This window comes from Chryseobacterium cucumeris (assembly GCF_016775705.1).
GTDB lineage: Bacteria > Bacteroidota > Bacteroidia > Flavobacteriales > Weeksellaceae > Chryseobacterium > Chryseobacterium cupriresistens.
The window spans coordinates 3,458,891-3,485,553 of record NZ_CP068760.1; the positions used below are offsets into that span (position 1 = coordinate 3,458,891).

Genomic DNA, 26,663 nt, shown 5'->3' on the forward strand with positions numbered 1-26,663 from the left:
GTTTAACGGTTGCAAATATACCACTTTTTTCCGTTCTTTGAAACATGAAACAGAAAATTTTACTTTTATTTACGGTCTTCTCGCTAATTGCCTGTAAAAGAGAATCAAAAATTTCGTCCTCAGATTGGACAAATATCTCAAACCGCACCCAATTTAAGGAACATGATGGTGTCCTGGAGCTAAAATCGGGGAATTTTACTTATAATTTTAAGCAAAATCAGACTCCTTTCAAGAAAATAATCCTGCTGAATGCAAGTATGGCCGGATATATTTCGGAGCTTGGAGCGGAAAATGTAATCATAGGAGTTTCCAGTCCGGAGTATATTTATTCAGAAAAAATTCAGAATCTGATTAAAGAAGGAAAAATTCAGAATGTAGGAAGCGAACAAAAGTATGATGTGGAAAAGATCATCTCTATGAAACCGGATGCTATTTTTACCAATCATATTGCAAGTTTTGATAATACTTATGAGCTTTTAAAGAATAACGGTATCCAGGTCATATTTCTGGATGAATATATGGAACAGAAACCTTTGGAAAAAACGGCTTACATCAAGATTTTCGGAGAGTTTTTAGGAAAAGAGAAAGAAGCGGCAACCAAATATCAGGAAGTGGAGAAAAACTACAGCGATCTGAAGCAGCTTGCGTCAAAAGCAAAAGAAAAACCTGTTGTACTTGCCAATGAGATGTATGGAGACGTTTGGTATCTTCCGGGAGGAAATACTTCCGTGGCTCATTATATTTCAGATGCCCATGCGAATTATATCATGAAGGATAATAAAGACGAAAAAGCATTGACAATGAGTTTTGAGGAAGTATATGCCAAAGCCGGTGGTGTTCAGTACTGGGTAAATGCAGGAAGCCATGCTTCGAAAAAAGAAATGCTTGGCATGAATCCTTTCTATGGGAAACTGGATGTATTCAATAAAGGGAAAATATATACCATTGCCGGAAAAGAAAAACTGAAAGCCAATGATTTTTTTGAAAGCGGTGTGATAAGGGCAGATCTGATCCTTAAAGATTATATTAAGATCTTCCATCCGGAACTTTTACCAGATTATCAGCTTACTTATATGAAAGAATTGCAGTAACTCGTACTATTTGCTTATTTTTGCCTTTCCTTTTTATCAAGTTATGTGGAAAAAAATTAAACAGCTTATCTTCATCATTCTTGTTCTGAATGTAGTTTTTATCATCTGGGGTAGATTTTTTAATCCTCCCATCACTCTTACCCAGATTGGAGGACTTTTTGAATATGGAAAACTGCACAGGGATTACATTTCCTATGACGAAATGGGAAACAATGTGAAAAAAGCCGTAATTGCCTCAGAAGATCAGAAATTTTTTGTTCATGACGGTTTCGATTATACAGCCATTGAAAAGGCGATGAAATATAATGAGAAAGGCAAAAAAATAAGAGGTGGAAGCACCATTTCCCAGCAGACGGCAAAGAATGTATTTCTCTGGCAGGGCAGAAGCTGGGTAAGAAAAGGACTGGAAGCGGTGTATACTTTCATCATCGAAAAAGTATGGACAAAAGATATTATCCTTGAAAGATACCTGAATTCCATAGAAATGGGGCAGGGAGTATTTGGAGTGGAAGCTGCGGCACAATATTATTTTGGCAAATCATCCAAAGATTTAAGTGTCTCAGATGCAGCGTGGATTGCTGCTGTATTGCCTAATCCAAAGAAGTATGATCCTAAAAATCCATCCCCATATCTGAGAAAGAAACATAATTGGATTATGAGACAGATGAGGAATGTGAGTTTGAAATAGTATCTTTGTACTAATGAAATTCTTTAATTCCAGCACAAATTTTGAGTCAGTTCTTAAAAAATATTTTTCTTTTAAGAACGAAACTCTTTCTTTAGAACCCTTTGCAGAGTTTCTGGAGACCATAAAAGAGGCGGACTTTACAGATGTGCTTAATTTCTTCAGAAGCAATCCTGATTTTGCTCAGAACTTTAAATATTACATTCATAATATTTTTAGAGGAAGACCTTTCAACCTTTCCCTTACAGAAGCGAATATTCTTTCAGAAAATGCCTTTTTACCTGAGCTTAAAAAAAGAATACTGAACAAGGTTCTGCCACCCGTTGAAAACGAAAATACGGTTTGGTACATGATCGATAATGTCAGTATGTGGCCGAAAAAAGATTTGAAATATCTCCATAATCTTCCTGAAAACGAGATCAATGAATTTTTACATTTATTGGGAGCATCGGATTTTATTATCCGTCCTAATGTGAAAAAAGAACTTATATTCTCTATGAACATCCTTTCCTGGAGGGTAACCGGAATGGCGATGGAAGTGGAAGTAGTGAGAATGGCACCTCAATACAGAAATTTAGACAATCCCTTTCTGGCTCTACAGAATGAGCTGGAGACATTGGCAGATGATCTTGTAAAAGATCCGGAAGTACAGCTGCATTCAAAAGACAGCAGATATAAGCAGATAAAAATCTACGCAGAACAATGCCAGGAGTTTGTGAATATTGCTTTTAAAAATTCCGCTAAATATGGTATTTCAGGAAAGATTAATCAATCCCTGTTAAAAATCCGTCAGCAGACAGAAAGAATTTATGAGATCGTACAATTACTGGTAATTGATTCCGAAGAAGATGTTCAGATCAAATCAAAACAGCTGATCTTTAATATCCTGAGCTATAAATCCCATAAAAATAACATTTCAGATCTTATCAACGACAGTACAAGGCTGATCTCCCATCTTATTACCAACCATACTGCAGAAGCCGGAACTCACTATATAACTTCTAACCGGAAAGAGTATATGACCATGTTCTACAAGGCAAGCGGCGGTGGAATAATTGTAGGAGCGCTCTGTGTTCTGAAAATGCTGTATGGATATATTCCCGGAAGTGATTTTTCACACGCTTTCCTATACTCCATGAACTATGCAATGGGATTCGTGATGATCTATCTGATGGGTTTTACCCTTGCTACAAAACAGCCGGCCATGACTGCCGCTACGATGACAAAAGTATTATCCGAAGAGGGGAATGCCCAAAGAAATAATACAGAATTTGCCCATTTGGTATCTAAATTATTCAGAAGTCAGTTCATTGCCTTTGTAGGGAATGTGTTGCTTGCTTTTCCGGTAGCGCTTGCCATTATTTATGGACTGGATGTCTTTTTCTCACAAAATCTTGCCGTTGAACGTTCTGATAAATTGTTAAAAGACCTCGATCCTTTTAAATCAAAAGCTATCCTGCACGCAAGTATTGCCGGATTCTATCTCTTTATTTCCGGAATTATTTCGGGAAATATCGGGAACAACTCGGTATTTTATCAGATCCCGGAAAGAATTGCCAAAAACCTTTCAATCAGAAGCTTTTTCGGAAAGAAATTCGCAAAAGGACTTTCAAAATATTATGCTAAAAACTGGCCGGGAATTATTTCCAATTTCTGGTTTGGAGTTTTCCTTGGAGCAACTGCACCTGTCGGAATGTTTTTCGGGCTGGATCTGGATATCAGACACATTACCTTTGCCGCCGGAAACTTTGCATTAGGACTGTACGGAAAAGATTTTTCAGTAGATTCCTATACATTCTGGATATCCTTTTTTACCGTCTTTTTAATCGGATTCTTCAACTTCCTGGTAAGTTTTAGTTTATCCATGTTTTTGGCCTTCAGGTCAAGAAAAATGAACTTTGGGCAGGTAAGTGAAATCTATAAAGAGATTTTCAGATACTTTACGAAACATCCGCTGAAATTCTTCCTGCCGCTTAGCTCAGGTCTGGACAAGAAAGCAGACGATTTGATGAGCAGTACCATTTCTAATAAATCAGAAGAACATTAATATCATAAAAAATGCTACCCCAGGGTAGCATTTTTCTATTGTTATAGCTATTAAAGACAAATAGGAAGTAATGGGCATTTTGTCGGCAATGTTGTCCAATAAGCACATTCGTTTTCATTAGCGCAGCTTACAGCACAGCAGATCTGTCCAACGCCTCCTCCCTGTATTGTTTTTAAAGTTTTTCTTGTCAGTTTTTTTGATGCAATTGATTTTTTCATGAGATTAATTTTTTTTGTATGATAAATATATCAATAATATTGAATGATAATGTAAAACGATATCAAAAAAACTATAAAATCTGTAAATCTTTAAATTTATCTGCCCCAAATTTGTCCTGGAACTTTTTAAGATAAAAGCTTTTACGCATCGTAAAATCATGTTTCAGTAAAGGAGAATCAATTTTAATGATAATACATTCTTTTTCTATATTGACACTTCTGATTTCATTGAAAAGACTTTCATCAAGATACTCTTCAAGGAAGTCCTTGATGTCAAAAGCAACAAGTTTATGTTCAAAACCATAAATCCTGGCAAAAGATTTTACCAGTTCGGAGGATTGATATTCACGTTTTTTCTTCTTCATAGTTGGGGCTCGGGTTTCGGGATGGGTGATTCGGGGTTTTGGGTTGCGTGGTTTTGGCTTGGGGATTTATTTTTTACTGTAGATTATTTTTATTCCAATTTTCTATGACCCATTTTTTATAAATGTTGATTTTTCCGCCTAATGTGTTGTATTCATTTCTTAATGTCTCAAATTCTAAGGAAAAATTAGGATATAATATCATGATTTTTTCCAGATGGTTAATTGTTTCATCATTACTCGCATGGCTGTAAATCAGGAAGCGAATGTAGTCATTCCTATAAGTTGATCTACCATAGCCTTCAACAATATTTGTAATGACTGAATCTGAAGATCTTCTTAATTGGCTGCCTAATTCAAACAGTTCATATTTAGGCAGAAGCAGGGAGGCTTTATGGGTTTTTAAAAATAAGTCGAAAGCTATTTTATAAATATCCAGATTTCTATAACTCATATCATTTGTGTTTTAGGATCTTAAGTTAAGACAAAAAACGGTTCGATGATAAAGAATAGATGATAAAGAATATTAGTCTTTTACTTCATATCTACGTCCACACATATTTACCTGCATTTAATACCTCGTAACTCGCATCCCGAACCTCTTATTAAACTTCAAAAATGATACTTTCCTCATTAATTTTCTTCACAACACTTTCCGTACGCTCTCTGTGAGTATCTGTAATGAAAATCTGTCCGAAACTTTCCTTGTTGACAAGTTCAATCAATTGCGAAACTCTGGTATCATCAAGCTTATCGAAAATATCATCAAGCAACAGGATAGGAGTCTTTTTGGTGAGCTCTTTTACAAGACTCATCTGAGCCAGTTTTAAAGAGATCAGGAACGATTTCTGCTGTCCCTGAGATCCGATTTTTTTGATTAACACATCATCCATTTCAAAAAGAAGATCATCCTTATGGATTCCTTTTGAAGTATACGTGAGCATACGGTCTCTCTCAAGGCTTTCCCTTAAAAGATTGTCAAAAGAATCCTCCAATAGGTGAGATTCGTAAATAACAGATACCGTTTCTTTGCCACCGGAAATAATACGATAGAAATTCTGAACAATTGGATTGAGCTGTTCTACAAATTCTTTTCTTTTCTTAAATATTTTTGTTCCGGATCTGGTGATCGGATCATCATAGATTTCCAGAGAATCTTTGTCCCAGGTTCTGTTTTTTGCAAAATATTTCAGTAACGCATTTCGCTGCTGAATGGTCTTCTGATACTGAATAAGATCAAAAAGATATTCAGAATCCGTCTGAGAGATCATTGCATCCAGAAACTTTCGTCTGCTTTCCCCGGAATCCGAAATAAGATTAGAATCATAAGGCGAGATCATAACACTTGGAAGATAACCGATATGATCAGCAAGCCTGTCGTAGTTTTTATCATTCTTTTTGATGACCTTTTTAGCTTCCTTAGGCTGGGTAATTCTGATGATATCTTCGCTGTCGTCATTCTGAATTTCCGCGTCAATGGTAAAAAAGTCTTCCTCCTGTTTAATATTGTTAAGGTCCGTATTTCCTAAAAAGCTTTTTCCTACGGATAAATAATGCAAAGCATCCAGAATATTAGTTTTCCCAACGCCGTTATTACCTACAAAACAGTTGATTTGCGGAGAGAATTCAAATTTTTTCTCAGAGTGGTTTTTGAAATTATAGAGGGAAAGCTTTTTGATAATCATTCGTCAAAAATACTTCATTATTAGTAAAAATAAAAAGGGAAGTGCCGAACAAGTTTCCACCCCGAAAGAATAATAAGCGTCATCTCTTTTATTTTCAGAGAAATAGATGAGAATATAAGTTGTGATACTGGCCATAAAAAAAGCAAGCGCATATTCCAAATCAAGATAAAAAGCAGAAATGATACTGCTGATGAAAACAAGTGCATAAGCAATGTACTTGGTATTTTGTACCCCAATCAGCATAGGAAAGGTTTTTACGGTATCGCTGTTCATATCACGGATATCAAAAGGAAGAACAAGTGCGGTGATAAAGAAAAAGCTGATCAGAAAAATAGGAATACTAAATTCAGGAAGGGTAAGCCAGCAATTAACCAATGCCCATACTAATCCTACGTAAAAAACTTTCAGTAAGGGAATTTTCCGGATATAAACATCAAGAAAAAAACTATTGTAAAGCAATCCCAATATGACAATGATAAACCATTTAAGCAGTCTTATTTCATTGTGATTATGAATGATTAAAAAAGCACAGACAATTCCTGCTGCTGCATTGAGAACAAGTATTTTTAAAAAGTGCCTGGTATATTGGTATTTAGTATACAGATAACCACTGAAATAAGTGATGAAAATAAGTGCAAAGGTAGGGAAACGGAATGTGTTTTGCTCTTTCATGAAAAATACTGCAAAAAGAGTTCCCATAAGAGAGACATAAAGCTGGCTGTCTATAACGGTTTTTTTCAGTATTTTTAAGATGTTCATTTATCAAAATTAATATATATGAAAAGATTTTCCAAGATTTTTCTGCTTTTGCTTGTAATGCTGAGCTTTTCAACGGTATCCGCACAGAAATATTACGATACCCAATGGAAAAAAGTGGCTGAAAATAGTTCAAAAGGAGCTTATAAATCTAATCTTCCCATTATTTTAGACATACAAAAACAAGCCATGAAAGAAAATAATGCCTTCGAGCTGATCCGTTCTCTGAAAGCGGAATTCAGTATTGTAAACCAAACTGTTGACGATGACCAGAATGATGCTGCTTCTCAGTTTTTTAAAAAACTTAAAGAGGCAGAAGGAAAAATAAACGGAGAAGGTAAACTGGTGTACAAAGTTCTGCTGAATGGCTTTTTTATGGATTATTATCAACAGAATTCATGGAAAATAAACGGAAGAACCAATATCAACTCTCAGGATGTTTCGCAGATTGAAACCTGGAGTAAACTTGATTTTAAAAATTACCTGACTAAAAATTTTCAGGAGCTTGATCAGGAAAAACCTGAAATGAGAAAGATCTCGTTGGAAAAGTATAAGAATATCTTTTCAGAGACAGGAGACTTTGCCTATTTTCCGACATTGGCGGATTGGTATGCCGTTAAAAAAATAACGTTTCTATCTGAAAACAACATTTTTACCAAAAATGAGTTGACAGCCAACCGTACAGCAATCAATGCAATGTATGATGAACTGATCGAACAGAATACGGGAAATCCAAAGTTGTATTTCATGAAAGAAAAGATAACGGAAAACTGTAATTTCAATCATTGCAAGGATAAACTTCAGCAGCTTCAGAATCTTTTGAAATCCAATGTAGAGGGAGATTATAAAGTGGTTATTATGGGAGACATCATGGATGAGCTTGTGGGTAAGAAGCCTAAAGAAGCTCTTGCATTAGCGGCACAGGCAAAAAGTGATTATCCGAAATCTGCTTTCCTGGAGAATATTAAAAGTAAAGAAGCCCAGATTGTCAATCCTTATCTGACTTTAAAATATGAATCCCAGACCCAGAATGATCTGCCGGTTCATTTTGTTGCGCAGTATAAGAATGTATCAGAATTTACCCTGAATATTTACGAAGTAAAGGATGATTTTACATCACTCCTTCAATACGTTCAGAATTCTTATTCCAATACTTTCGGAAATCTGAAAAAGAATCTGGTAAGAAAAGAAACATTCCAGCTTCCGGATCCAAAGGATTATCAGAATCATACCACTTCACTCGAAGTAAAACCTTTTCCATCAGGAATATATGTAGCAGAATTTACGGTGGCGGGAGCAGATATGAAAGATACAGACTCCAGACATAATTTATATTTTCTGGTTTCCGGAAACAGAATTATTTATCAGTCCAAAACAGACAGAAACCCTCTTTCGGATGAATTGAAACTGGTTAATAGCGAGAATGGTAAGCCTTTGGCTAATGAAAGTCTTCGGTTTTATGAATTTGTTTCTAATACAACATTAAATAAGATTGAAGGAACAACCAATGCCAACGGAGTATTTAAGTTTCCTTCCACAGACAGTAAAGAATATTACAGAACTTTCCTGATCCAGCAGCCTAAAACCAATGATTTCCAGATCATGCAGGTGTATGGAAACAGAGGATTTGTTGAAGATTACAATCCTAACAAACAAACCCGTTCAACTGCCCAGATCTTTATTGACCGAGGAATCTACCGTCCCGGACAGACTGTTTATTTTAAGGTGGTGAATACCAGAATGAATAAGGAAGTTGAAGCTGTTCTTTCAGGATTGAAACAAAAAATAACGTTATTGAACACCAATAGTGAAGAGGTTTCTTCCCAGGAATTTACCACCAATGAATTCGGTTCTTATCACGGAAGTTTCATTCTTCCGAAAGGAAAACTGAACGGTAACTTTTATCTGAGAATAGAAGGGGAAAGCACGGGATATAAAAATTTCAGGGTAGAAGAATACAAAAGACCAAAATTTGAAGTAACCTTTGCTCCTGTTAAAGAGGAATACAAATATGGCCAGACAATAGAACTGAAAGGAAAAGCTGTTATGTTTTCCGGTGTTCCGCTGAGTAATACGGCCGTAAACTATGAAATCAAAAAACAGAATATCCGATGGAGATATTTCAGCTGGTATCCGCAGAATGATGATAATGAAAACTCGATTCTGGGCGAAGCAAAAACCAATGAAAAAGGAGAGTTTACGATTCGTTTGGAACTTAAAAAAGATGAAAAGCTGGAAGGAATACAGATTGATAACTATGCAGTGAATGCATCTGTTACAGATATCAATGGAGAAACACAGACGGCTGATACCCAATTGAAAGTGGCTTCTGTTTCTCATTACATTCAGGCAGAAAATATCAGCAATACTTTTACAGACGAAAATGTAAAAGTAAAGGTGGAAACCAAAAATTATAACGATCAGAATCTAAAGAAACCTTATCAGGTTAAGTTATCGAAGCTGACTGCTCCGGACAGGATCTTCAGAGATAATTTCAAATCTGATGTTCAGAATCTTCCGAAATATTCAAAAGAAGAATTTATCAGCAAATTTCCACATGATCTTTTTGATAAAAACGATGAGATGAAAAACTGGAAAACCGAAAAAGTACTGATTGAAAGACAGCAGCAGCCTTCCGCTGATAATTCTCAGGCAGCAGCCAGTCTTGATTTAGGAAAACTGGAAGCAGGAGATTATCAGCTGGAACTTTTCAATATTGAAGGAAAAGATACGATCAAAACTTCACAGTATTTCAGTGTCTGGGATAAAACAGTTTTAAAACCCACTCAGAAAACATTCCTTACGGTTATCGCTCCGAAAGAAGAATTGCCAAGAGGTGAAAAAGCCAAAGTATATGTGTTCTCGGCAATTCCTGATGCACTGGTGAATGTTTTTGTACAGGATGGATCCGGGAAAACGGTTTCAGAAGTACATCAGTTTAAAAACGGAATATTAGAATATACCGCTGAAATTCCTAAAGATAAAAGTGTTTCGGATCTTAACCTTCAGTTTCAGCTGGTAGCATTTAATGATGTGAACACACAATCTGTTTCTTTAAAAATAAAAGACACAGAAAAACCTTTGAAAATAGAAACCATTACTTTCAGAGATAAGCTGGAACCTAACGTTAAAGAAAAATGGACGGTAAAAGTAACCGGAAATGACAAGGAAAAGATCAATGCTGAAGTATTGGCCAATATGTATGACATGTCTCTGGATCAGTTTGCAGCGAACAGTTACAGCTGGAGGAAATTGTATACACCATTTGTAATGGTAACTTCTTATGGAATAAGAAATTTTCTGGAACAGCAAAGCTATTATAAAAGATTAAGATATTTTGAAGACAGATATGTGCAGATGCCACAGTTTAATTGGTTTGATGGAAATTATTATTCAATTTCAAGAGAAACCATTGTAGGAGTTAGCAATCAGGAAGGAATTGCACTACCCCCATCACCAATTGCTGGTGCCAAATTTAAAACAGCAAGATCTGCCGTGGCAAAAGAAGCTGTGGTATTGAATGATAGTGCGATTGATCTCCTTGATTCAGGAAGACAATTGACGGAAGAGGAGAGAAAAAGATATACAGACGTTCCTGGCTCTGTTTATGTAGAGAAAGACTTGGATAAAGTAGCTGTCCGCCAGAATCTGAATGAAACTGCATTCTTCTATCCGGATTTGAAAACCGATTCAGAAGGAAATGTCAACTTCGTGTTCACCTCTCCGGAAGCATTGACCAAGTGGAAACTGATGTTCCTTGCCCACACCAAAGATGCAAGAGCAGCTACGTTGGAAAAAGAAGTGGTAACGCAGAAAGAATTCTCAGTAACGCCAAACTATCCTAGATTCCTGAGAGAAGGAGACGAGTTGAATCTACAGTCGAAGTTATCCAATCTTACCGATAAAAAATTGAATGGTTCTGCCGAATTACAGATTCTGGATGCCTTTACCAATGAAAATATTTCTTCGAAGTTTGGGGTCACTTCCGGAGTACAAAACTTCAATCTTAATGAAAACGGAAGCAGTGCGTTAACATGGAAATTAAAGGTTCCGGATGATGTTTCTTCTGTTATTTTCAAAGTGGTGGCCAAAGCGGGAGCTTATTCTGACGGAGAACAGCAAGCCATTGCTGTATTGCCTAACAGAATGCTTGTGACGGATGCTGTTCCGGTTTTTGTGAAAGAAGGCGAAACCAAAACATTTGTATTAGATAATCTTAAAAATAATACATCCACAACGGCTTCCAATGTTTCCAATACGTTGGAACTGACAACCAATCCGATCTGGGAGATCATGTTTGCCCTTCCAAGTCTGAAAAATGACAAGAATAACTCTGCAGACGTAATCTTTAACAAATGGTTTGCAGATGTTTTGGCTTCGGAAATTTTCAAAGCCAATCCGAAAATGAAAACAGTTTTTGAAGAATATCAGAACAAAGGGCTATTACAATCAAATCTGGAAAAAAATCAGGAGTTGAAACAGTTGCTGCTTGAAGAAACTCCGTGGGTGCTGGAAAGTAAAAATGAGGGTGAGCAGATGCAGAAATTAGCGTTGTTATTTGATGTCAATACGATGAAAAATTCTATCAATCAGGATTGGGATGATTTCAAAAAACTACAGAATCCTGATGGTGGCTTCTCATGGTATCCCGGCTATCCAAGTTCTTACGGAACGTCATTGTATATCCTTAAAAACTTAGGAAAAATTAATTCATGGTTAAAAGATAATGTGAAGGATTATCAAAATGTAGATCAAAAAGTACTTGTTGCTAAATTGATCCAGTATGTAGATAATGAGGTGAATAAATATTTTGATGCAAAAAAAGGAAATGTCTGGAACAACTGGACGATGGATTATCTTGATACCAGAAACTACTGGGAGCAGCAATATCCTTTAAAAGGAAAAGGAGCTACCCTGAAAACGCTGGTAAAGCAAAAAGCCAAGACAGCTAAGATCACAGATTTTACATTCTTCGGACTTCACCGTGCGGCATTATTGATGAACGATTATGGTCTGAAAGAGGTGTCAGATAAGTTAATGACTTACCTTAAAGAAACTTCCACAGATACCAAAACACAAGGAGTCTACTGGAAACAAAACCTGAATGATTGGGGATGGTTTGGTTCCAAAGTGGTCAACCATGCCGGAGCACTGGAAGCTTTCAACAAATTGAAAGCTAATGATCAATCTTTTATTGAAGATATGAAGATCTGGCTGGTAACCCAAAAAGAAGTCAACTCATGGGGAAGCTCAAGAGGAACTGCTGAGGTGATCTTTACCATTTTGAATTCAGGGAAATCATGGACTGGGGCTGAAAGTGATAAAGCAACGATTGTTTGGGGAGGAAAAGAACTGCTTCCTCAGACACAGGCAACTGGTTATGTAAAATCAACCGTGAAACCGGAAGCTATAGATAAAAATTTAGCGACCGTAACGGTTACAAAACCTGGTCCCGGAATTGTTCAGGGAGGATTGTTCTGGCAGTATTACGAAGATCTCGATAAAATCAAATCTTCTGAAAATTATATTTCTGTAACGAAAGAACTGTATAAAAAAGTGAAAACGGTAAACGGAGAAGAGCTTCAGAAAATTTCAACAGAAACCCCACTGAAAGTAGGAGATAAAGTAACCGTAAGGATGATTCTGAATACAGACAGAGCCATGGAATTTATTCATATTAAAGATATGCGTGCAGCAGGGTTCGAACCTGCAGATGTATTATCCGGATATCAATGGAAAAATAATGTGGGCTACTATCAGTCAACCAAAGATGCTTCTACCAATTTCTATATTCAGTATATGCCGAAAGGAAAATATGTATTTGAATATGACGTCGTTGCCAATGCATCTGGTAGGTTCTCCAACGGAATTACCACCATGCAGAATTATTACGCACCACAGATGAATGCCCATACAAAAGGAACTAATGTGGCGATTTCAGACTAAATTATAAAAAACTGCAGTAATTGTTACTGCAGTTTTTTGTTTATAATTTCAAGCAAAATAGAATAAAATCGAAAAATCAAACAATTGTTTAATTTGGAATGGTTTTTGGAATTAAGGTAATATCAATTAAAAAAATTATTAAAAGATGAAATTCTCTAAAACTTTAATTACAGGATTGGTATTGATGGCCGGAGTAAATGCTTTTGCACAAAAGAAAGCAGAAAAGTTTGAAAAACTACAGATTGAAATGTTCCCGAAAGCAAAAGAAGGTTATAAACAAGTATATATTCAGCTTCCTGTAGCAAAAAACGAAAACGATTTAAAAGTTGAGCTTTTTGTAGGTGCTGAAAAAATGTTAGACTGTAACAATTATTTCTTAATGGGAGAAATGAAAACCCAGGATCTTCAGGGATGGGGATACAACTATTATGAAGTAGAATCCAAAGGAGAAACAGCGGGAACGCTGATGGCTTGTCTGGATAAAAAACTGACTAAAAAGTTTGTTACCCTAAAGCCTGAAATTGTAAGATACAACAGTAAACTTCCATTGGTATTCTATGTACCGAAAGACATTGAAGTCCGTTACAGAATTTTACGTCCTGATGCTGCCATGAAAAAAGCAGTTCAAAAATAAATCAGCTTATTATAATTATATAGAAAACTCCTCACAGCGATGTGGGGAGTTTTCGTTTTTTTCAGGGTAAAATAATTCGTCATGTCTTTGCTAAGTGAAACGCCCTTGCGAACGAATTCAAAGCTATCAACAATGCTTTTGCGAAGACTGCGTTGTACTTTTGGTTTCGGCTGAAGCCAATTGAAGTTTTGTTTTTTATTAAACGGGCTAAAGCCCGTTCCTATTAAATATTGTTTTTCACAGATTTTATAGATTAAGAAATTTATTATACAAGCCTATCCATCCAGTTTGTCATTCCGAAGGAATCCAAATTCCAAATTCAGAATGATTTTTTTCAGAAAATGTTCTTTTCTTCCTTTGTTTCCTGAAAAAAGTGTCGTAAAAATAATACAGAAAAAGTAGAGTTAAAATTTTTTTCAGGTTTTCTAGTATTTAATTAATATTTAAACGACTCCGACAAAACTTTATTTTATAAGGTTTTAAACTTAAACATATTTTAAACTTACTTTAAATTCACCATCTTGTAGAATTATCTTTAAAGATTTTAATAATTTTTGCATTATATTTGTTGTAAACATAAACCATGAAAAACAATTTATTGATTTTTACGTTTAGTTTTTTTGCTTTCCCCGCTTTTGGCTGGGCACAGTCTGCGCCGGATTTTAAAGAACTTCTGGATAGTGCTATGGTTCGGGACTCGAACCTTAAAATGCAGATTACCCAAAATAAGCTTACCGATCTTGACGAGCACAAACTGAAGGATATCTTTCTTCCAACCCTGGAATTGAGCGGTCAGGCCGGTTATCTTAACGGAACAGCAAGACTGACGTCCCCGGAATTCAATCTCGCTCCCTTTATCAATATTCCCGAAGGGACTTTCAACAATAATTTCAATGTATCCGGATTTTCAGGTATTGCCAAGGCAGATGCCAAAATGCTGCTGTATTCAGGAGGAAAGGTGAAGTACATGAAAAAAGCGGTGGAAGAAAAGAAAAAGTCTGAAGATATCCTTCTGGAAAAAACAAAAGATGAGGTGATTGCCACCATTTCCAAAGCCTATGATCAGTTAGCATTGATTCATCAGTCTAAAAAGGTTCTGGATGAAAGTAAAAAAAGATTGGATATCAACCGAAAAACAGCTGATAAAGCGCTTGGCTATGGTTTGATAACGCCTTATGACCATAAGAAAATTGAACTCGCCCAGGCTACTCTGGATGCTAAAATGGTAGAATATGAAGGGAAAAAAGAACTTCTTCTTACCCAGCTTTATATTTTGACAGGGATTCAAAGAGAAAGGCTCAGAATGATTGATCCTGTATTATCTCCTGTAGAATTGCTGGCTGCAGAAAAAGGGATTGAACAGAGAGCAGAAATCCGTGCACTGGAACATGGAATCAGTGCGGCGGACTATAAAATAAAAGCGGAAAGAACGTGGATGATTCCAAAAGTACAACTGATGGCTTCCGCCTATTATATCGGATTATACGGAAACAGAATAAAGTCATCCGAAAATATCATTCCTGCTGTGCCAATTCTTGGATATGAAGGGAAAAAACTAGACTGGAGACCGAATAACATCAATGTATTTCCATTGATTACTGCAGGGGTTGGTTTTAAATGGGAAATTTTTGACGGGAAAGAAGGAAAACATGCTGAAGAAACCGCCAAAGTCGGAAAAGAAGTATTGCAAAATCAGAAAGATGACGCTTTGAAAAAGCTGACATTGAATCTTGCCAATAATCAAACCAATTATGATATTGCTTCTGCACAAATTGCCCTGAAAGCCAAAGAAAAAGAACTGGCAAAAAATGCACTCGTACAGGCAGAAAAAGAATTCAGGTACGGAATGAGCAAATCTTCACAGCTTATTGATGCCGAAAATGATCTTGAAGTTGCAGAACTGGAATATCAGAATGCCATTTTCAACCAGAGAAGAGCGGGGATAGAACTGATGAGATCTACCCAGGAACTGGATATCACCAAATTTTATTTAATCCCTTAAAAATTTAAATGATGCATAAAAATATATTTATACTCTTCGCTGCTCTGTTTTTATTGGGGAGCTGTGACAAAAAGAATGAAAAAATCAAAGAACCGGAAGGGAAAACCAAAAAGGATGTCATCTCTTTTGCCCCTAAAGTTACCGGAAGGATTCTTAAAATATATGTTTCTGAAGGTCAGACTGTGAAAAAAGGAGATACTCTGGCTCAGCTTGATGTACCGGAAGTTTCTGCAAAAATTGCACAGGCGCAAGGGGCAGTGAGTGCCGCAACTGCTCAGGAGCAAATGGCAAAAAACGGAGCGACAGCCGATCAGATGAGACAGCTTCAGGCCAAATATAAAGGATTGAAAGAACAATATGAATTTGCTCAGAAATCATACAGAAGAGCCAATAATATGTTCCGCGACAGTTTAATGTCTCCACAGGCCCATGACGAAATCTACGCAAAATTACAGGGCGCAAAGGCACAATATGATGCTGTAGTGGCAGAACTGGATGATGTGAAAAGAGGAACCCGTTTCGAAAAAGTAGAAATGGCAGCCGGACAGGCATCACAGGCTAAAGGCGCTTTACAGGAAGCAAATGTAGCCTATTCCGAAAGGTATATCATTGCCACCAATGATATGGAAATTGAGACCATCAGCCTGAATACAGGCGAGTTGGCAACCGCTGGTTTTGCTCTGTTCAACGGATATATTCCTGAGAGTACTTTTTTCAGATTTACCATCCCGGAAAGTGCTATTTCAAAATATAAAAAAGGACAGGAGGTCACCATGCAGGTAGTCTATAACAAAGAAAACCTTACGGGAACTATCGTGTATATTAAACAGCTGACAAAGTATGCGGATATCACCACGGCTTACCCGGACTATCAGTTACAAGACGCTATCTACGAGATCAAAGTAAAACCCAAAGACATGAATAAGGCTAAAAATATTTTAGTCAATGCCAACGTAATCCTGAAATAAATTGAAAAGGACAGATGATGCTTCTATAAAATTTCATTTCGTTCTTCCACTTATAAAAATATACAGATGAAAGAATTTTTCCGTCTTTTGAAACGTGAGTTCAAACTTTTTATCGGCAATTCCACCTTAAGGACGGTGTTCTTTTTGGCACCGGTTTTCTATGCCACCTTGCTGGGGTTTGTCTACAAAAGCGGAAAAGTTGAAAATACTCCTGTTTTGGTTGTTGATAGAGACAATACACCGTTATCCAACCAACTGACGGAAATGTTGGATGATAATAAAAGCATCAAAATTATCAGATATCTGCAGGAACCTTTAAGCATAAAAGATGAGGTAATCAGGCATGAGGCAGCTGCTGTGGTTATTATTCCCTCAAGATTTGAAGGAGATATGCTGCAGAAAAAATATCCTGAACTGAATGTGTATATCAATACAGGAAATGTTTTAACGGCAAATTTTGCATCAAAAGCACTTCAGCTGACCATAGGAACGTTTTCTGCCGGAGCTTCCATTAAAGCACTTCAGAAAGCAGGAATGCCTGCTGCAAAGGCTGCAACACAATATGAACCTTTCAAAGCCAATTATATCACCCTCTTTAACACTACCGGAAATTATCTGATTTTCATGTGGCCCGCAATGCTGGCAGTGGTATTACAGCAGGTCATTCTGCTGGCAATGGCAGTGAGTTTTGCCTCTGAATTTGAAAGAGGATCTTTTGTGAAAGAATATCTTAAAATGAAAAAATGGGCTTTCCCGACCATGTTGATAAAAGTCATTCCGATCTGGGTGTTTTCTGTTCTTATTGTAGGTATTTATTACTTTATGCACATGATTTTCCATGTTCCGATGCCGGAAGGAATTTTTAATTTTATTCTTTTGACCGCTGTTTTTGTAGGATCGGTTTCATTTCTGGGAGTATTCATCAGTATTCTGATTCCGGATGCTTTGAAGGCGACACAAATCCTGATGGTCATTGCTTCGCCGGCTTTCATTATCAGTGGTTTTACATGGCCTTTGAATGCAATGCCTGCTTTTGTACAGTTTATCGCGAATATTATTCCGTTGACTCCCTTTTTACAGGCTTTCAAGATCTTATTGATTCAAAAAGGTTCGGTAGAGCTTACTTTCCCGTATCTGAAACATCTAAGTATCCTTTTAGTAATATATGCTGTTATCGGCTGGATTGCTTTAAAGATCAAACTATGGTTTATTTTCAAAAAATCTGCACCCCAGGAAATTACAATTGAGGATACTTCTCGGGAAGAGATAGAGTAGTTTTTGGTTAATTTGTTGCTGGTTTTTAAGTTAGAGGTTGATATGATGCTGGTTTGCTGGTTACTTTTGTAGTATATAGGCTGGCAGATGATCAGTATCTATACCCGACGACAAATTAAAGAGCAGGGAAAAATACGTAAAAAATAATCGAAAAATAGCCGAAAAACTTTCGAACTCGAATCCCGTACCCCGTAACTCGTATCTCATAACAAGCACCCCTCAATTTTTTCAGCCAACGATAAAATCAAACAAAAAAACTGATATATTTGTCCATAGTAAAATAGAAATTATATGGAAAATGTATTTGATGCAAAAGATGCTCAAAACTATATTGATAGAATAAATAAGTTGGTGGAAGATACACACGGTCTGTGGGGAAAAATGACGGTAGACCAGATGCTGGCACACTGCTGTATTACCTATGAAATGGTATATGAACCGGAAAAACACAAAAAACCGGGAGCGATTGCAAAATTTATATTAAAAACTTTTGTAAAACCTAAAGTAGTGGGAGAAAAAGCATATCCAAGAGATTCACCTACCGCTCCACAGTTTTTGATTACCACCAGAAAGAATTTTCATGAAGAAAAAACAAGACTGATTGGTTTTATCCAGAAGACTCAGCAGCTGGGAGCAGATGCGTTCGATGGTAAAGAATCTTTTTCTTTTGGTAAACTGAATTCCCAGGAATGGAACAATATGTTTGCCAAGCACCTGAACCATCACCTGGCACAATTTGGCGTTTAAACACACTTTGTATGAAAAAACTTTTATTACTTTTCATTCTGGCTGCCAATTTTGTATGGGGTCAGATGCCTGATATTTCCAATACATGGCTGAATAACAGTAAACCTTATATAGGAACCATTGGAAATAAAGGTCAGGAACTGAAACTGAAGATCAATATCTCTGAGCAGAATAAAAAAAATGATCAGGAATATTTCGTTTCAGGATATTCTCTTGTGGATACCAGTTATGCAAAATTTGAAGGGAAAATTACCATTTCAAAATATAAAGATTCCAAAAAACAGGGAACAGTATACGGAGAATATGAGCTGGCAGAAGAGAATAAAGGAAAACATTCCGGACTTTTCAAAGGGAAGTTTGTCTACAATTTCAAATGGAATAGAAAAACAGAGAAAATTGAAGAGCAGCACATCGAACTTACAGGCGATTGGAAAAGTTATGACGGAACCATTGAATTTAAGACCCATCTTAAAAATCAGTAAAACAACCTCATTATCTTCGACTTAACAATACCCCAGACCTCGGGGGCTTACTTTAAAAACTTACAAACATTATGAAACTAGGCGCATTTTCAATTAGCTTAAGCGTAAAAGATCTTCAGAAATCAAAAGACTTTTATGAGAAGCTTGGGTTTACAACTATGGCAGGAACAGAAGCACAAAACTACCTGATCATGAAAAACGGTTCTACGCTGATAGGCCTTTTTCAGGCAATGTTTGATGGGAATATGCTTACCTTCAATCCGGGATGGGACGAAAATGCACAGAATCTGGAATCTTTTGATGATGTGCGTGAAATTCAGAAAAGATTAAAAGAAAACGGAGTTGAAATCAGTAGAGAAGCCGATGAAACCACCTCCGGGCCAGAACATATCTATCTGAAAGATCCGGATGGAAATATGATTCTTATAGATCAACACAGATAATAATTAAAAACACATTGATGATGAGAACATTTAAACGTATTTTTTTACTATTAGCCACATTACTAATCATTTTGCTGATTTGGGCTGCTTTTATTCCGGGTGACTGTCAATATGAAAAATCGATTTCCATTAATGCACCGGTGGAAAAAGTATGGCAGAATACCAATACCCTCAAAGCAATGGATCAATGGAGTCCATGGAATGATCTTGATCCGGGTATGAAAAAAGAGTGGACGGGAACAACTGGCCAGCACGGAGAAAAAGTTTGCTGGGATAGTAAAAATAAACAGGCAGGAAAAGGCTGCCAGGAATTGGAAAAAGTAGATGAAGCTGGTAAAAGAATAGATACGGCAATCAAATTTCTTACCCCTTATGAAAGTGAAGCAAATGCTTACGTAACAGTAGTTCCGGAAGGAAACGGAAGTAGGGCAACATGGGGATTTACTTCTGAGATTCCTTATCCGTTTACCTTGATGAAGTTATTTATGAATATGGAGAATGCTATCGGAAAAGATTATCAGAAAGGGCTTTCACGATTAAAAGCACTGTCTGAAAAACCTCAATAAAAACAAATTGAACTTAAAAAAACAAAACAATTATGGCAACAGTAAACGTTTACCTGACATTCAACGGAAACTGCAGAGAAGCATTCGATTTTTATAAATCTGTTTTCGGAGGAGAATATCCTTATATCGGAACATTTGGAGAAATGCCTCCAATGGAAGGAAAAGAAATGCCTGAAGAAGACAAAAACAAAATCATGCACGTTTCTCTTCCGATCTCTAAAGAAACGATTTTGATGGGAAGCGATACAGGAGGAGAGTGGTCTTCCAACTTCAAGGCAGGAAACAACTTCTCTATTTCTGTGAACGCTGAATCTAAAGAAGAAGCAGACAAATTATTCGGTGGTCTTTCTGCAGGCGGACAGGTAACAATGCCAATGGCTGATACCTTCTGGGGAGCTTATTTCGGAATGTTCAGCGATAAATTCGGAATCAACTGGATGGTAAATTATGACGATCCAGCTAAAATGCAGCACTCATAAAATTTATCTTTGCACTCAAAATAATAAAAAAACCGACAGGAGCCTGTCGGTTTTTTTACTGATAAGTTGCTGAGCTATTATTTCTTTTTAATGATTTTGTAGCTTCCTGATGCTGTTGTGATAAGGTAGATACCATCAGGGAACTCACTTATATCAAACTTATTTTTATCTTTTTCAGCTGTTGTGGATTTCATAAGTTTTCCGGACTGATCATATAAAGAAACATTTTCATTTTTCTTCAGGTCATCCATATAGAAGATACCGGAAGTTGGGTTAGGATAAATATTCTTTTTGTCTTTGATAGATTTTTCTGAAGTGCCCAGCGTAGAAATTTTTGTCCATGTAAATGCGTCCAGGCACATATAGACATATCCTCCGGTGGATTGCAGCTGGATTTCATCAATGGTAGTATTGCTGTTATTCTGATTATTTAGGGAGGAAAGATCAATCAGGGTAAATCCGTTGTTGATACCTGTCGTTCCCGTAGTTGCATTAAATGTAGTATTAAATCCGGATGTTTTTGTGGTGGTGAACTTTGTAACTCCCCCTAATTTTCCCGTAATAATAAGTGTTCCTGATGAGGTAGACTGGTTTAAAGCAGTATTGCTTAAAAATACCCAAAACTTTGATACAGTGAATGCAGAATTGCTTTTAACACTGAAAGAGGGAGAGCTGATATTGGTTGTACCTGTATTGTCGATATAGAAATTATCATTAGCTGTTCCGTTCCAGCCGGTGTTTGGATAATTGCCCTGAATTCTGAAAGTTCCGGCCTGTGATATGATATTGAAAGTATATCCGTTGCTGGTAAAGCTTGTGCTGCCGCCAGATGAAGTTTCAAAAGTCACAGTAGTTGTCTGTGCACTGGTCATTGTAATATTGCTTAAGAAAGCAAAGATTCCAAAAAAGATAATTTTTTTCATGATACAGATTTTTTAATGTTTAAAGAAGATCATAAGCTTCCCGTACTGTTGATGTGCTCATGAGTTTTTTCTGTAAAGGATACCACAAAGTAACCGAGAAATACAAAGTGACAACAGCGTATTAAAAACCGAATTGAAAAACAGGTAGAAATACGCAATTTCGTTGGTTTTTATTATTATAATTTTGAAAAAAGAATATTATGTTAATTAAAATGAATGTATTTCACAGTATGGTTAGTTTTTTTTCATAACTTGTAATGTGTAGCTGAAGTCACTTATTCTAAACCTATTATATAATTTAAAACGAGAAAAACTATGGAATTACCTAAACATGCAGTCTCATTAGATGATGCTAAAAAATGGATCAGCAATTGGCAGAATACAAAAATTATCGATGGAACATCTATCCGGGCCCACCTTATCCCGGCAAAGGACGTTCATGATATTTTTATTAATGACAAAGGATTTGAGAGATACCGGGGTTATAATGCCATTACCGATGAAGGAGAATTTAAATTTCTTCTGGTAGGAGTAGATGCAGATAACAATGATATTGTGGATTATGATAAAGGGTATTATGTATATGACATGACAACACCCTGCCCGAGCGTATGCTCTGCTGCAAAATGGTGGAACCTGTAAACTAGAGATCATTGGATCACTGGATTGAAATATTGTCATTAATTGGAAAAGGCATTCTGCTGATTAACCTGGCAGTATACTGTATAGGTTTTTCCGGAGCCGGAAAAGCCTATACATTCTTCATTGGTTATTTGGCCTGGATATTACTGTGTGAAATTGTTTTTTATGTATTGAACTCACAGAAGATCAATAATCTGTTTTTCTCACATTATTATCTGATAGGCCAATTCATGTTACTGGGATTATTCTTCCATGAAATTGTAACGGAAAAATACCAGAAAAAAACAGCACGTACACTTTTAATTATCATTCCCGTAGTTCTTGTTATACAGTATATCATATACCCCGAAAAGTATTATGTTTTTAATCTTTTTGAAATTTTTGTCACGTCTTATTCAATCATAATTCTGGCATTATTTCATTTATATAATATACTGGATACCCAAAAGAAATACAATTATATAAGCCTGGGACTTTTACTTTATCTGATAAGCAGTACCGTAATATTTTTGTCGGGAAACCTGTATACGGTGATGAACAGAAAACTGCATAAAGAGATATGGGTTTTCAATGTTGTTATGTTTATTGTGTATCAGATTTTTATTCTGACAGACTATCTGTCTTCCCGCAAAAAAAATGTGTAATCACTGTTATGACTTTACAAAATGAATGAGAATACAATTATTTCCACTATCGTTTATACCTTTCTGGCATTTACCTTACTGGCCGTTACCCTGATTATATTTTATTATTTTTCTAATAAGAAGATAACAAGAAACCTTATTCAGAAAAAGGAGCTGGAGGTCAGATACGAGAAAGAGCTTACCCACGCCATTATCAGTGCCCAGGAAAAAGAAAGACTGAGAATTGCCCAGGATCTGCATGATGACATCAGTTCAAAACTCAGTGTGGTTTCTTTAAATATCCACCTTCTGGATTTTGATAATCTGGCCAGGGAAGAATATAACGATCTGAAAAATAAAATCATACATCTGGTTAATAAAACTGCAGAAAGTGCCAGACAAATCTCGCACGATCTCCTTCCTCCGATTTTAGAAAAATTTGGACTCCATGCTGCAATAGATGCATTGTGCTCAGAAATTAACTTATCCAAAACCCTACAGGTTACTTATTCCAACAGCTTATACTTTGCAAAAGCAGAAGAAGAAAAAAATTTGCATATCTTTAGAATACTACAAGAGCTCATTAACAATTCCATAAAACACGGGGAAAGTACGCATATTGATATAGAATTTTTGGGAAAAGCCGGAAAAAATACCTGTATCTATAAAGATGATGGGAAAGGATTTGATCTTAATGAAAATACATTGAAAGGTGGATTAGGCTTAAGAAATATCAGAAGCCGGGTAGAACTGATCAATGGAACACTGAAAATTGAAAGTGAAAACAATAAAGGAATTACCGTAGAATTTACATTTTAAATCGTTATAAAATGGAAAAGGATATAATTCGTGTCATAATTGTAGACGATGAAGCGCTCTTTCGTCAGGGAATTTCATTGTTGATACAGAGAGAAAAAGATATTGAACTGGTAAGTGATTTCAGCAATGGGAAAGAGCTGCTGGATGAGCTTGTAACCCTGGAAGAACTGCCCGATATAATCCTGATGGATCTCAATATGCCTGAAATTAACGGAGTAGAGGCAACCAAACAAATCCATATCAAATATCCCCAGATTAAAATTATTGCCTTAACGAGCTATAACACGAAAGCATTTATTGTCAATATGATACAGTCCGGGGCTTGTTCCTTTCTTAAAAAAAACTCAAGCCCTGCAGAATTGCTCACGGCAATCCGGGAAGTGCACAGCAAAGGTTTCTTTTATAACAATGAGGTAATGGAAGCTTTACATCAAAACCTTACAGAACCTAAGAAAAAGGTTTCCAGTATTTTTGATGCCAATCATATTTCCAAAAGAGAAAAAGAGGTATTGGAACTCATCTGCAAACAATACAACACTTCTGAGATTGCGGATCAGCTTTTTATAAGCTCCAGAACGGTTGAAGGTCATCGCAACAGCCTTCTGTTGAAAACCGGAGCCAAAAATACCGCAGGTTTAGTGGTATATGCCATAGAAAGTAAAATTGCAGATATGAATTATTTAAAAGACAGATTTGAATAATGCTATAGATCTGTTTCATAAAAAAATTAAATAAAATTTATATTTTCTGATTAAATTAGCCTTTGTTTTGATAAGCAGAGCCCAATGGTTTGCTTGTGAGAAACAATAATTTATAGTTAAAAACAGAAAATACAAAAGATGAAATTTACTATTGAAAACATTAAAGCAGAGCACCAAAAAGTAAAAAGCGGAGCTGATTTTCCGCAATATATTCAGGCTATAAAAGCATTAGGTGTCTCTCACTACAAAGCATATGTTTCAGACGGAAATACTGAGTACTTTAATACTGACAACCAATCTGTGCAGACCGGAAGCAAATATGATTTTCTTCCTGTTTCCGATGTTTTGAACCTCGAAAATTTTAAAATAAAACTGAAGCTTCACCAGCAGGGAGGAACAGATTATATAACTTTCTGTAAAGACTGCGCAGAAAACGGAATCACAGGCTGGACAATGGATCTTCATGCCATGACCTGTACTTATTTTGATCACAATGAAACAGATGTTCTTACCGAACAGGTTCCAGGATAATCTTTTACAAAAAAACGGATGCAGACCATTGCATCCGTACTTCTTTAAACTAACTTATAAAATATTGTTTGCTATTATTGATTTAAAATATTAATTTTGTTTAAAACGATAGATAATAGTAATTGGTAAATATGAGAAAGGTTTTTACGAAGTTGGCGTTCACAGTTTTAGGTTTGGGATCCATTTTGACATTTGCTCAAAAAAACGATCTGGGAGCATGGTATATGTATTTTGGAAATAACAAAATCAGTAAGAAGCTGAACTGGCACAATGAAATTCAGTACCGTAATTTCGATGCAGTTGGAGATCTCGAGCAGTTACTGATCCGTACAGGGATCGGATATGATCTTACAGAGAACAATAACAATGTTTTATTGGGTTACGGTTTCATTCTCAGTCAGCCTTACATCAACGGTGAAAAAAAAGAAAATATTGAACACAGGATTTTCCAGCAGTATATTACCAAACAGAAATTCGGACGTTTCTATCTCCAGCACCGCTATCGTTTGGAAGAACGTTTTCTTCAGGATGATTTCAGAATGAGATTCCGTTATATGCTGGGAGTCAATATTCCGATTACTCAAAAAGAATTACTTCCGAAAACCTTTTACGCATCAGTATATAACGAAATTTTTCTGCATTTTGACAATCCGGTTTTTGACAGAAACAGAGTGTATGGAGCCTTAGGATATGTCATCAATAAAAATATGAGGATTGAAGCTGGTTATATGAATCAGATTCAGGAGAACAGAAACCGCGGACAGATTCAGATTGGATTTTATAATAATATCCCGTTCACTAAGAACTAATAAAATTATTCTGAATGCTGTGAGGAAAACCATTATTTGAAAATAGATTATAATAAACACTATAAAATAAACACTTATGCATTCAGGAAAAAGATTCGGAGCCCGGGAGTTCATTATCTGGACCAGACGGAGCATTTACGCTTTGGTTATATTATCAGCTATTCCTACAGTCCTGTATTTTTTGGGCTGGAAGTTTCTTTCCGTTCCATGGCAGCCGATTGCGATCATGGGAACAGCAGTTGCCTTTATTGTTGGTTTTAAAAACAATGCCAGCTACAGCAGACTCTGGGAAGCAAGACAGATTTACGGAGCTATTATTAATGACAGCCGCAGTTTTGGGTATATCCTGAGAGATGCACTTCTTTCCAAAGACTCCGGTAAAGTAAAAGAAATGTTCCTTCGTCATTATGCATGGCTTACTGCATTGAGATTTCAGCTTCGTGAACCGCGAGCATGGGAAAACATGGGAACAGATCAGTTTGATGAATATGCTAAAAAATATGACATTCCGGAAAGACAGTCCAAACTGGATGAAGAATTGAAAAAATATCTTTCAGAATCTGAACTCCAGTATATTCTAAGCAAAAAAAACAGAGCGACTCAACTGATAGCCAGCCAGAGTAAAGCTTTATCCGAAGTTTACGAAAAAGGAGGAATCAATGATTTTCAATGGACACAGATCAACCAGCAATTGGTGAAGTTTACCGATAATCAGGGAAAAGCTGAAAGAATTAAAAACTTTCCCTATCCGAGAAATTTCTCTTCAATTACAACGTATCTTTTGCTTTTATTCATTGTTTTTGTGCCTTTTGGATTATTGAAGGAGTTTGATAAATTAGGTGAAGGAACATCGGTAGAAGGTTGGACATTGTGGTTCAATATTCCGTTTTCTTTACTGGTAACATGGTGCTTCCATACCTTGGACAGCGTGGGGGAGGCTTCGGTAAATCCTTTTGAAGGAAGTCCCAATGACGTTCCCATCACCCAGATCAGCCGTACAATTGAAATCGATATGAGAGATATGCTGGATGAATCTGATCTTCCGCCAGCCATTACTCCGAAGAATAATATCGTGCTTTAGATTGATCTTTTTATGATCTCAGATATTGATTAATGACAGACTTCGAATATATCTAAACCTGATAGGTTTCTGAAACCTATCAGGTTTGGGTAATAATAAATATTTGATATCCCATAAAAAATAACACTTAAACTTAAAAAAACTTATT

26 protein-coding genes are annotated in these 26,663 nt (G+C 36.3%); 20 read left to right on the plus strand and 6 right to left on the minus strand.

Going from position 1 to position 26,663, the window contains the following annotated elements:
* Positions 1-44 precede the first annotated feature (44 nt).
* The 3 genes from JNG87_RS15455 to JNG87_RS15465 are packed head-to-tail and all read left to right on the plus strand — an operon-like array spanning position 45 to position 3,823.
* Positions 45-1,091: an ABC transporter substrate-binding protein gene (locus JNG87_RS15455; RefSeq protein ID WP_238349600.1), complete on the plus strand. Its 1,047-nt coding sequence runs from the start codon at positions 45-47 to the stop codon at positions 1,089-1,091.
* Positions 1,092-1,134: 43 nt separating this feature from the next.
* Entirely contained in the window at positions 1,135-1,779 is a 645-nt protein-coding gene (gene mtgA / locus JNG87_RS15460) for a monofunctional biosynthetic peptidoglycan transglycosylase (RefSeq protein WP_110010517.1), read from the plus strand.
* Between the two features lie 13 nt (positions 1,780-1,792).
* Entirely contained in the window at positions 1,793-3,823 is a 2,031-nt protein-coding gene (locus JNG87_RS15465) for a recombinase (protein WP_202839364.1), read from the plus strand.
* A 50-nt stretch (positions 3,824-3,873) separates the two neighbouring features.
* Here the strand turns inward: JNG87_RS15465 and JNG87_RS15470 are convergent, their stop codons facing one another.
* The 5 genes from JNG87_RS15470 to JNG87_RS15490 all read right to left on the minus strand — a co-directional run bounded on the left by JNG87_RS15470 (position 3,874) and on the right by JNG87_RS15490 (position 6,847).
* Complete coding sequence (locus tag JNG87_RS15470; RefSeq protein WP_157885754.1) at positions 3,874-4,041, minus strand: hypothetical protein; 168 nt, start codon at positions 4,039-4,041, stop codon at positions 3,874-3,876.
* A gap of 71 nt (positions 4,042-4,112) precedes the next feature.
* The gene (locus JNG87_RS15475) at positions 4,113-4,406 is read right to left on the minus strand and encodes a hypothetical protein (protein WP_202839365.1); all 294 of its coding nucleotides are present in this window, start codon (positions 4,404-4,406) and stop codon (positions 4,113-4,115) included.
* A gap of 73 nt (positions 4,407-4,479) precedes the next feature.
* Positions 4,480-4,857 (minus strand): four helix bundle protein, encoded by a 378-nt coding sequence (locus JNG87_RS15480; protein WP_202839366.1) that lies wholly within the window; start codon positions 4,855-4,857, stop codon positions 4,480-4,482.
* Positions 4,858-5,008: 151 nt separating this feature from the next.
* Entirely contained in the window at positions 5,009-6,088 is a 1,080-nt protein-coding gene (recF, locus tag JNG87_RS15485) for a DNA replication/repair protein RecF (RefSeq protein WP_110010520.1), read from the minus strand.
* Between the two features lie 3 nt (positions 6,089-6,091).
* Positions 6,092-6,847 (minus strand): hypothetical protein, encoded by a 756-nt coding sequence (locus tag JNG87_RS15490; protein ID WP_202839367.1) that lies wholly within the window; start codon positions 6,845-6,847, stop codon positions 6,092-6,094.
* Positions 6,848-6,865: 18 nt separating this feature from the next.
* Here JNG87_RS15490 and JNG87_RS15495 point away from each other — a divergent pair, with 18 nt between their 5' ends.
* From JNG87_RS15495 to JNG87_RS15540, 10 genes are all read left to right on the plus strand, one after another.
* Complete coding sequence (locus tag JNG87_RS15495) at positions 6,866-12,790, plus strand: alpha-2-macroglobulin family protein (protein WP_202839368.1); 5,925 nt, start codon at positions 6,866-6,868, stop codon at positions 12,788-12,790.
* Between the two features lie 145 nt (positions 12,791-12,935).
* A complete protein-coding gene (gene eco, locus JNG87_RS15500; protein ID WP_110010523.1) occupies positions 12,936-13,424 on the plus strand; it encodes a serine protease inhibitor ecotin in 489 nt (162 codons plus the stop codon).
* 583 nt (positions 13,425-14,007) lie between these two features.
* Positions 14,008-15,426, plus strand: coding sequence for a TolC family protein (locus JNG87_RS15505; RefSeq protein WP_202839369.1), 1,419 nt, complete (start codon positions 14,008-14,010; stop codon positions 15,424-15,426).
* An 11-nt stretch (positions 15,427-15,437) separates the two neighbouring features.
* Positions 15,438-16,394, plus strand: a complete 957-nt coding sequence (locus tag JNG87_RS15510; RefSeq protein WP_202844339.1) for an HlyD family secretion protein — start codon at positions 15,438-15,440, stop codon at positions 16,392-16,394.
* Between the two features lie 66 nt (positions 16,395-16,460).
* Positions 16,461-17,669, plus strand: a complete 1,209-nt coding sequence (locus JNG87_RS15515; protein ID WP_202839370.1) for an ABC transporter permease — start codon at positions 16,461-16,463, stop codon at positions 17,667-17,669.
* A 291-nt stretch (positions 17,670-17,960) separates the two neighbouring features.
* Entirely contained in the window at positions 17,961-18,416 is a 456-nt protein-coding gene (locus JNG87_RS15520; protein WP_110011016.1) for a DUF1569 domain-containing protein, read from the plus strand.
* Positions 18,417-18,427: 11 nt separating this feature from the next.
* Entirely contained in the window at positions 18,428-18,898 is a 471-nt protein-coding gene (locus JNG87_RS15525; protein WP_202839372.1) for a hypothetical protein, read from the plus strand.
* 71 nt (positions 18,899-18,969) lie between these two features.
* Entirely contained in the window at positions 18,970-19,341 is a 372-nt protein-coding gene (locus tag JNG87_RS15530) for a VOC family protein (protein ID WP_202839374.1), read from the plus strand.
* Between the two features lie 17 nt (positions 19,342-19,358).
* Positions 19,359-19,907: an SRPBCC family protein gene (locus tag JNG87_RS15535; protein ID WP_238349601.1), complete on the plus strand. Its 549-nt coding sequence runs from the start codon at positions 19,359-19,361 to the stop codon at positions 19,905-19,907.
* 32 nt (positions 19,908-19,939) lie between these two features.
* Complete coding sequence (locus tag JNG87_RS15540; protein WP_110011019.1) at positions 19,940-20,386, plus strand: VOC family protein; 447 nt, start codon at positions 19,940-19,942, stop codon at positions 20,384-20,386.
* A 77-nt stretch (positions 20,387-20,463) separates the two neighbouring features.
* On the opposite strand, the gene JNG87_RS15545 is transcribed toward JNG87_RS15540, so the two are convergent.
* Positions 20,464-21,309: a T9SS type A sorting domain-containing protein gene (locus JNG87_RS15545; protein WP_202839376.1), complete on the minus strand. Its 846-nt coding sequence runs from the start codon at positions 21,307-21,309 to the stop codon at positions 20,464-20,466.
* A 315-nt stretch (positions 21,310-21,624) separates the two neighbouring features.
* On the opposite strand from JNG87_RS15545, the gene JNG87_RS15550 reads away from it, so the two are divergent.
* The 7 genes from JNG87_RS15550 (at position 21,625) to JNG87_RS15580 (ending at position 26,515) form a co-directional block, all read left to right on the plus strand.
* Positions 21,625-21,951, plus strand: coding sequence for a hypothetical protein (locus tag JNG87_RS15550; protein ID WP_202839378.1), 327 nt, complete (start codon positions 21,625-21,627; stop codon positions 21,949-21,951).
* 11 nt (positions 21,952-21,962) lie between these two features.
* Positions 21,963-22,595, plus strand: coding sequence for a hypothetical protein (locus tag JNG87_RS15555; RefSeq protein ID WP_202839380.1), 633 nt, complete (start codon positions 21,963-21,965; stop codon positions 22,593-22,595).
* Positions 22,596-22,616: 21 nt separating this feature from the next.
* Complete coding sequence (locus JNG87_RS15560; protein ID WP_202839382.1) at positions 22,617-23,393, plus strand: sensor histidine kinase; 777 nt, start codon at positions 22,617-22,619, stop codon at positions 23,391-23,393.
* A gap of 11 nt (positions 23,394-23,404) precedes the next feature.
* Positions 23,405-24,094: a response regulator transcription factor gene (locus JNG87_RS15565; RefSeq protein WP_202839383.1), complete on the plus strand. Its 690-nt coding sequence runs from the start codon at positions 23,405-23,407 to the stop codon at positions 24,092-24,094.
* 138 nt (positions 24,095-24,232) lie between these two features.
* On the plus strand, positions 24,233-24,625 hold the full coding sequence (locus JNG87_RS15570) for a DUF1398 domain-containing protein (protein WP_202839385.1): 393 nt from the start codon (positions 24,233-24,235) through the stop codon (positions 24,623-24,625).
* A 131-nt stretch (positions 24,626-24,756) separates the two neighbouring features.
* On the plus strand, positions 24,757-25,434 hold the full coding sequence (locus tag JNG87_RS15575) for a DUF2490 domain-containing protein (RefSeq protein WP_202839387.1): 678 nt from the start codon (positions 24,757-24,759) through the stop codon (positions 25,432-25,434).
* Positions 25,435-25,510: 76 nt separating this feature from the next.
* Entirely contained in the window at positions 25,511-26,515 is a 1,005-nt protein-coding gene (locus JNG87_RS15580) for a bestrophin family protein (RefSeq protein WP_202839389.1), read from the plus strand.
* The last annotated feature ends 148 nt before the right edge of the window (positions 26,516-26,663 follow it).